12 protein-coding genes are annotated in these 7,812 nt (G+C 40.9%); 4 read left to right on the top strand and 8 right to left on the bottom strand.

Annotated elements, in window-relative coordinates:
• The 3 genes from AC3WQH_RS24950 to AC3WQH_RS24940 all read left to right on the top strand — a co-directional run.
• On the top strand, positions 1-389 hold a 389-nt coding region (locus tag AC3WQH_RS24950; RefSeq protein WP_492332304.1), incomplete at its 5' end, for a hypothetical protein.
• A gap of 106 nt (positions 390-495) precedes the next feature.
• Positions 496-654 (top strand): hypothetical protein, encoded by a 159-nt coding sequence (locus tag AC3WQH_RS24945; RefSeq protein ID WP_165329014.1) that lies wholly within the window; start codon positions 496-498, stop codon positions 652-654.
• A gap of 45 nt (positions 655-699) precedes the next feature.
• A complete protein-coding gene (locus AC3WQH_RS24940) occupies positions 700-888 on the top strand; it encodes a YgiT-type zinc finger protein (RefSeq protein WP_005834417.1) in 189 nt (62 codons plus the stop codon).
• Between the two features lie 45 nt (positions 889-933).
• On the opposite strand, the gene AC3WQH_RS24935 is transcribed toward AC3WQH_RS24940, so the two are convergent.
• The 8 genes from AC3WQH_RS24935 to AC3WQH_RS24900 form a co-directional block, all read right to left on the bottom strand.
• On the bottom strand, positions 934-1,296 hold the full coding sequence (locus AC3WQH_RS24935) for an NUDIX hydrolase (protein WP_005834415.1): 363 nt from the start codon (positions 1,294-1,296) through the stop codon (positions 934-936).
• Positions 1,265-1,540: a DUF7669 domain-containing protein gene (locus AC3WQH_RS24930; protein ID WP_420796657.1), complete on the bottom strand. Its 276-nt coding sequence runs from the start codon at positions 1,538-1,540 to the stop codon at positions 1,265-1,267. The genes AC3WQH_RS24935 and AC3WQH_RS24930 overlap by 32 nt, the downstream gene beginning before the upstream one ends.
• Before the next feature lie 33 nt (positions 1,541-1,573).
• A complete protein-coding gene (locus tag AC3WQH_RS24925) occupies positions 1,574-1,729 on the bottom strand; it encodes a hypothetical protein (protein WP_165329015.1) in 156 nt (51 codons plus the stop codon).
• Positions 1,730-1,746: 17 nt separating this feature from the next.
• On the bottom strand, positions 1,747-2,445 hold the full coding sequence (locus AC3WQH_RS24920; RefSeq protein ID WP_026558473.1) for a metallophosphoesterase: 699 nt from the start codon (positions 2,443-2,445) through the stop codon (positions 1,747-1,749).
• A 48-nt stretch (positions 2,446-2,493) separates the two neighbouring features.
• Positions 2,494-2,745, bottom strand: a complete 252-nt coding sequence (locus AC3WQH_RS24915; RefSeq protein ID WP_100228563.1) for a hypothetical protein — start codon at positions 2,743-2,745, stop codon at positions 2,494-2,496.
• 217 nt (positions 2,746-2,962) lie between these two features.
• Positions 2,963-3,607, bottom strand: a complete 645-nt coding sequence (locus AC3WQH_RS24910; RefSeq protein WP_005832245.1) for a hypothetical protein — start codon at positions 3,605-3,607, stop codon at positions 2,963-2,965.
• Between the two features lie 242 nt (positions 3,608-3,849).
• Positions 3,850-6,105, bottom strand: a complete 2,256-nt coding sequence (locus AC3WQH_RS24905; RefSeq protein ID WP_026558474.1) for an ATP-dependent helicase — start codon at positions 6,103-6,105, stop codon at positions 3,850-3,852.
• Between the two features lie 94 nt (positions 6,106-6,199).
• Entirely contained in the window at positions 6,200-6,568 is a 369-nt protein-coding gene (locus tag AC3WQH_RS24900) for a DUF6075 family protein (protein WP_051353989.1), read from the bottom strand.
• Positions 6,569-6,717: 149 nt separating this feature from the next.
• Here AC3WQH_RS24900 and AC3WQH_RS24895 point away from each other — a divergent pair, with 149 nt between their 5' ends.
• Positions 6,718-7,704, top strand: coding sequence for a helix-turn-helix transcriptional regulator (locus AC3WQH_RS24895; RefSeq protein ID WP_165329016.1), 987 nt, complete (start codon positions 6,718-6,720; stop codon positions 7,702-7,704).
• Positions 7,705-7,812 lie beyond the last annotated feature (108 nt).

Raw genomic sequence — 7,812 nt, 5'->3', positions numbered from 1 at the left:
TGCCCGCCAGTGGCTCCATGTCAAGCCCGACATATGAAGCATCGTTTTCACGTTTACACAAAAATCTTGACAGACTCGATTTATGGCTCATAAATGAAATCACCAGCGAATTACAAGAACATTTCAACATTTCCTTAGAGAAAGCCCAAGAATGCATTCAGAATTCTAACTTACTGCCAATGCTTTATTCTGACCCTGAATTCGTCCACCATGAAGGTTCCCGTTGGGTGCAAACAATAGCAATGCATAACAAACTTATTGGTCAAACGAAAAATAAGCATATGGACCCTGAGAAAAAACGAGCGGCTCTATTGGCTGGTGGCTCTGTTAAAACCAAGCATCAAATTAATTCCCTTGAAATTTGCCGACAAGTGCGAGGAAATGAATAGTTCGTTCAACACTTCGTAGACATTATTACGAGACAAAACAAATTGAGATAGGTGATTAGTTCAAAAAGGGCAAAGCAACTCAAGCTCGTAAGGGAGGTATATTATTATGAATGATGCACGTCAAGACAGCTCGGCTACCAATCATACTACCAAACAGCAATCTAACCAAGAGAAGGCAATCAGTCTTGCTCGACTTGCTGGATCTGCCAAACTAAATGAGTATGTTGACCTTATTGCTATCATGAGAACGGCTAAGGGAAAATGAGGAGCAGGAATTCATTAGAAAACAAAACTTGAGGAGTGAACTGTTTTGACGAGTATTAAGCAATGTGTTTTTTGCGGCTGTACAAATGTCCCTCCTGCCGAACTGGAAATCGCCGTGGAATCCAAACACATTATAAGTGTGAAAGTTAATGGGTTCAAATGTTCTCAATGTGGAGAAGAGTATTTCCATTCAGACGCAATTAAAATTATAGAGGAGATTGAAAAGCTAAAGTGATCTATCAAGAAGGGATTAATAACTAACAGTAGCATTTTCCCTTATCTACACTTCCAAAAGTATACGCAACAATGGCAATGTATACGAATCAAATTTTTCATGATCGTCTAATCGAATCCATGCAACTTCTATAATATCTTGGTTCGACTCATTTTGGTTATCAAGATAGAGTTCCCCGCCTAAGAGTTCGGCTACAAAGGTGAATTTTCCACTTTCTTCATGTAATTGCTTTGTGATTCGAATGTCGTATCCAGTTTCTTCTTTCACTTCCCTGATACAAGCTTGCTCTGGAGTTTCGTTTTCTTCCATTTTTCCACCTGGGAAATTCCAAACAATATCCCCTCGTTCGACATACTGCTTGACCATTAATACTCGATCATCTCGAATGATGATTCCTTGAGCAATCATAAGACGACTCTCCCCTTTCCTCGACCTTGGATCCTGTTTGGAATAAACGATAAATCCCTCGTCCAATTCGCTCAAAATCATTATACGTAACAGCATGGTTAGCGACGGCATTTATACAACATCTTGAAGTGATATGCGTGCAAATGGTCGAAACGTTCAAATTGGGATTCTTGCCGAGCATGTATTCCACGATCTCACCAACTTCAAACTCATTAATGCCTTTTCGCTTTATGATCTCACGCACAGCGGCTAAGATTTCATCTCGATAGTTTTTTGATTATTGCTTTTTCTGCTCTTGAATGTACTGCTCGGTCATTTTATCATACGCCTTTCGCTCGGAGTCTGAAATTTCATCTGGAGAAACAACGAAAATACCATTTGCCTCATCTTCAAGCTCCTCAACTTTTCGATCTGACAGAAAGCCATCTTTCATTTACTCCAACCTCATTCCTATATTTTCCCGACTTTCCGCTTCTCGATCTTCTTCTGAGCAGACTTGTAAACCCAATAGATCATTTCGGTCAGATTGACCAAAGCCAATCCCCTTTCCTCTACGATTGAGTAGGTGTTAGATCCAAGGTCACAGTTTATGCGGACTCCATCGAAGTAGATTCTTTCAACTGGAGTATGTCCATGGACAATTGGTTTGCCTTTGGTAGCAGATAAAAGCAGGTCTTTAGAGATGCTGTAAAAATCCATCTCCTCCATCCAAAGAATTTCCCTATTCTGGCCGTCTAACGGTTCGTATGGGTTAAACCCTGCATGGGTGTAAACAAACTCATCGTCTTCGAAAAACAGGGGTAGGGAACAAGCCCAGGATATATGCTCTTGCCTACGCTTCTCATCTGGAAACGCCTTTTGGAAGCTTTGTACTGTTTCGTTTCCTCCATGGCTGAGCCACAACCTGTCGCCACGTTCAAAATACCAACTCATCATCTCCTCGTGATTGCCGATGATCGCTTGAACGTTATCAGGATGCTTTTCCATTAATGCTTTTACTTCCTTAACTACTCCTGCACTGTCCTTGCCTCTGTTTATCATGTCCCCGCCAATCACAAGCTGGTCTTTCGTCAAATCGACTCCGACATGCTTCAGTAATAATCTCATTCCTTTTAGATCGCCATGGATATCCGTAATGAAATATTTCAACTCTTCATCCCCTTCTGCTTACCAATATCCCACTTTTCAACATCACACCTATTTTGGACGACAATTCTTACATTTTTCCGCTCGAAATGTTTCTCTTCCTTCTACAAGATCATCAGTAAAATAATAACGCCCATTTTTTCCTGTATTCTCCAACACCTTCACTCGGAAGCTTGAGATATTCACATCTGAACATCCTGTAGTATGTATCAGCCTTCTCGTTGTGTCGATTATGACGAAATATCCATCTCGGATCGCTTTATAATGCTTAAAATCTTCCTCACCGAGAATCTCAATGTTCATTTTGTCTTCCCCCACTTCTTTGCCATTTCCCTTATTTCCATTATGATTGGATATCCCGTATATTTCCATATATCCTCTCACTTTCAATGAATTTCAATTGCCTAAGTTCCAACTATGTTGTCTCAATTGAACAATAACTGCACCAACGTTCCCTTTTTAAACACAAAGGGATCGGATTTTGGCATTCAACCGATTTTTCCGATCCCCTACATATCATCTAAATTTTCTCAAAGGATTGTACAATTTGTTCAAAGTCATCGCCTATAAGCAACTTCCCAGTCATCGCCTTCATGAGCTTTAATACCAAATCCCTTTTTCCGTGATCAACCAACTGATTGGCGATCTCTATTGCCTCCACCACCCTCTCATAACGAGAAAGATTTGTCTGTAAAAAGGGAAGAAGAACAAACCTGGACAATTCCTCGTCCGTAAGTTCACCAGTATGTCTCACTTTTCTGGCGAGATCTTCGGAAATTTCATCACCATCAATTCGGCTCATCCATATAGCATCCGAGATCCTGTATTTGATAGCACCGAGATCTATGGAAGTTTTTGCATTGGATATCGCTGGTCCAAATACGACAACGGTATTTATCAATTTCTCGTACTTTTCATAGATCTTCAAATTATGTTCCATTAATTGAACCATCAATTCATCCAAATCTTTTGGATTCGGCGAGGCGTGAAGCACAAAATAAAGCAGGCTATCATCTTCTAATCGGAATAGTTCCTCAATCATGACTCTCTCTTTTCGAAGATTTACAATCTCAGTCGGAACATGCTCAACAATTCGCCCCAATTGAATGCCAAACGCCGAAAGAAAATCATTACCGAATGCTTGAATAACTGAGCTACTACTCATGTAGCCAAATCCCCCTTTACTTTCCTCCCGCAACTATTCATTTCAATCCAACCTTTTTTCAACTTCAGACCTGAATCCCCTGTTCTTCCACCTCCTACATATTGAGCATTTACCTCTCATCCTGTTTTATTGGTAACTTTGTATTATATGTCGATGCGAGGGAGAAATAACTTTAGAGGCTGGGTTTAATAAAAACAGGGATCATGGGTTCGAATAATAATGTCTTCCCTCTGATCCCGAGTCTAAACTGGCTCTAACAAGCCCCGCTCCAAACAAGCCATAACCGAAAGTGTTTTTCCATTTGACCCAAACTGAATCTGGATCTGTTCCTCGTTTACACGAACGATCGATCCCGTTCCGAAAACTCTATGTTTTACCGTCCTTCCAACAATCAGCTCCGACCTATTACGGATCGCATTCGGATTAAATGCTATCTCAGCCGTTCTCTGCTTTTGTCTATCAACCTGTCTCTTACTTTTCCCTTGTCCCAGCTTGCTAAGTGTGTCTGATGACTTTCGCTCATCTTCCCCCTGTTTTTCAGGCGGATTCATGATGTTTCGAACAGCCGCCACAAATTCTGATTCTGAAACCTCTTCCCCATCTCTTTTCCTATAGACAATCAGCTCCAGGTGCTTTTTTGCTCGTGTCATTCCAACATAGAACAGACGGGTTGCCTCTTCCATGGCATTGCCCTCGGCCGCTCCTATTTTGTAATCCTCCGAGGATGGAATAATCCCATCGATTAGGTCAATCATGTATACTCGCTCAAACTCCAGCCCTTTTGCACTATGAAAAGTGGAGAACGTTACAACATTTTGACCCTTTCTGGATTTTGCCGTCTTTAACACCGATGCCAGATGCTTGAGACGACTCGCAAATTCCTCCATTGTCTCCAACCCAACCGCAATCTCTTCCAGCGTGTTAAGGATGCCAAGCAAGTATTCTTTTCGGAATCCAAGACGCTCACACATCTTTTCAATAGCCTTTTCGTAGCCTAACCGATCACGAATAACACGAATGGCATGTAGCGGTGGCATCCCCCTCATTTGTTGGAACGTCTCTTTGTTTGCCTTTACCAGTTTGACTTGATAATCCTGCAACTCAACATATTTCAGCAAGTTATCAAAGACCGATTCATTATTATGGATTTCCTTCAATGCCGCCATTTGCTGTTTGCTTATATACCCATTTAGTTTTAAATGGATTTTTTCAAATATGTCGGCTCTCTTGTCGGTAAATGTCATGCGCATAAAGTTCAGAATATCTTCGACTACCCAATGCGAAAAGAAACGATTATCGGCATCTTTCATGTAAAATGGGATGCCCGCCCTATCGAACTCATTCATTAATGCGATAGAAGATGAATTGTTTCGATACAGTACCGCTACTTCAGACAAATTCTCGATCTTTTGAATTTCCTGCACCAGATACTTCGACTGATAAATGTAATCCGCAAAGCTCCTGATTTTGATCGGCTTACCTGCTGGATTCTTGGTAAACATATTCTTGTCGTACCGATTCTTGTTTCGCTTAATGAATTGGTTTGCAACGCTCACGATATCCTTGGTTGATCGATAATTCTGCTCCATAAATAGGGTCAGGGAATCAGGGTAAACCTCCTTAAAATTCAGAAGGTAGGAAGGCTCTGCACCTCGCCAACTATAGATGGACTGATCGTCGTCGGCAACTACACAAAGGTTGCCGTGTTTCTGAACCAGTTTTTCGATAATGGCATGTTGCACCGTAGAAGTATCCTGGCTCTCGTCCGTTAACACATAATCATAACGATCTTGATACTTCCGAAGAAGCTCCCTATCCCTCTCCAAAACCACATTCCCAATGGTCAGCATATCGTCATAATCGAGCAAGAGCTTACTATGTCCCGACTTCTTAAACGCCTCGTATTCCCGCAATATCCGCTCAGCTTCAGGAACACCCACTTTGACCGATGACCATTTCTCTTGTGGAATCATTTTGTTCTTTATAAAACTGATATAAGTCGTCAGCTCATCCATTTGATCATCGGTAATGTTCTCACCGATAATTGACTTGAACAAGTTTCGCAAAATGATCTTTTTATGTAGCGGCAGATGATTTGAATCTAATGCGTTCTGTTCCTCTGAATCAAGATCACCCTCAATAATCTGGTAAGCAGTCCCCGTTTTACGGAAATGATCCCGTACCACTTCAAAGGCAAGGCTATGAATCGTAGAAAAATCAATTGGTGGAAGAGAAGGAAAGAAGCGTTTGAACCGCTCCTTCATATCACTCGCCGATGCTCGGCTAAACGTAACTGCCTTTATCCTTGCAGGGTTTATCCCCTTTTCTTCGATCAAATACCCAATCCTCATAATGATCGTCGTTGTCTTACCCGATCCTGGCGATGCCAGCAAGAGCAAGGGACCTTCCGTCTGAAGTACAGCCTTTCTCTGAACCTCGTTTAAGATAACACTTAATTCACGGCTCTTGCGGACAAAGAAATCTTCCTTTACCTTCATTCCGACTTTCCCTTTCATTTTTTCCGTACCATCAAATACTCCAATTATATCACGACATCATATGGGAATGGGACGAATACAAAAAGCCAGAGGATTAGATAATCCCATCCCCTGACTCATTCACTCCAAATCTGATCTTTATCGCCTTTATCGCCAACTGCCTATTCCTCTCATCCAAATTTGCAAACAGATCGACTACCGTACCACACGGATAGTTATTGTACAAGTTGAATGCAAGCTCCACCATCGCTCTCGAACTGCTCGTCAAATTAACCTCTTCAAATGCTTCTGATCGGATCATACGCCCTTCAAAATCGTAGAAGTGCTCAATTCTATCTCCCAAATCTCTGAAGCCCGCAAAGACGTATAATAACGCCTGCCGCTCCCTGTCTTTTGGATGAGTCCCATCCTGCCTTATGAACTGTTCATACCTCTCTTGATGCTCTGGAAACAAAAAGATCATAGAAGTCCCCTCCTGTTTTTTTGAACTTCTATGTCTTATGCGGAAGGGCAGGGAAAAATAAATCATGTACTTTGAAGGAAACTGCGTATGCTGGAAAAGGAAGCATTCACATCCTTGAAGAACCCATCATGAAAGGAGTTGGAACCTTAATGAATAACGTAAGCAACACAGGACGAATCATGAAAATAAGAGAAATCTTATTTAACCATACGGATGAAAATCACGAACTATCTATCTTGGAAATCATAGACCATCTAAAAATTCACTTCGGAAGCGATTACAAAGTCTCGAAAAATACTGTAAGAAGTACAATTCAAGAACTACGAGAATGCGGATTCAGCATCGAGGAAAGCGTTAAGGACAATAACACCGTTTTCTATAGTCACCAGTATCGAAAATTTGAAACTCATGAGCTTAGAATGCTAATTGATGCGGTATCATCTGCCAGATTCATCACTTCTGATGAGTCAAAACAGCTCATCGAAAAAATAAAAACTTTATCAAGCAAACATCTGGCAAAAAAGCTTCATCATCAGATTTCAGTCGATCCAGCAATCAGAGCACAAAATAAAGAAGTACGATATCATATCGACAAAATCCATACATCCATCATCGAGCAAAAAATGCTTCATTTCCAATATGGAAATTTCAATATCAAAAAGGAATTTGTGCTTCGGCATCACGGTAAACTTTATACAGTTATTCCATTGGGATTGGTATGGAATCACGACTACTACTATCTCGTAGCAAAGAATCCCCAGGAGAATAAAATCAAACATTATCGGGTTGACCGAATGAAAAATGTGTCTGTCTCTGAAGAGAGATTTATCGGAACAGACTTTTCAATCTCCGACCATATGAAACAAACATTTAATATGTATCCTGGAAATGTCGAATATGTTGAAATTCTGTTCGACAATCACCTTGTTAATGTGGTAATTGACCGTTTTGGAAAAGATGTCTCCATTCGAAGTGTCGATGATCGGACTTTTTCGATCAAGATTAAAGCCGCTATTAGCGAAGGCTTTATTCGCTGGTTACTTATGTGGGGAAGTGATGCGAAAGTAATCTCACCTCAGCACCTTGTTGAAAAAATAAAGGCTGAAGCTGAAAAAATGAACAAACTCTATTCTTGAGGGATCTTTGCAGATGCCTCATTTTTCTTATGACAGATTGTAATATCAAGTGCGACACCTAGATAAAAAAACGGCCCATGATTGATTCGTGTAAAATGAAGTCACGAC

It is taken from the genome of Brevibacillus sp. FW301-21C12A (genome assembly GCF_058788915.1).
Note: the sequence above shows the minus strand (reverse complement) of the source record. Positions and strands in the feature narration are given on the sequence as shown.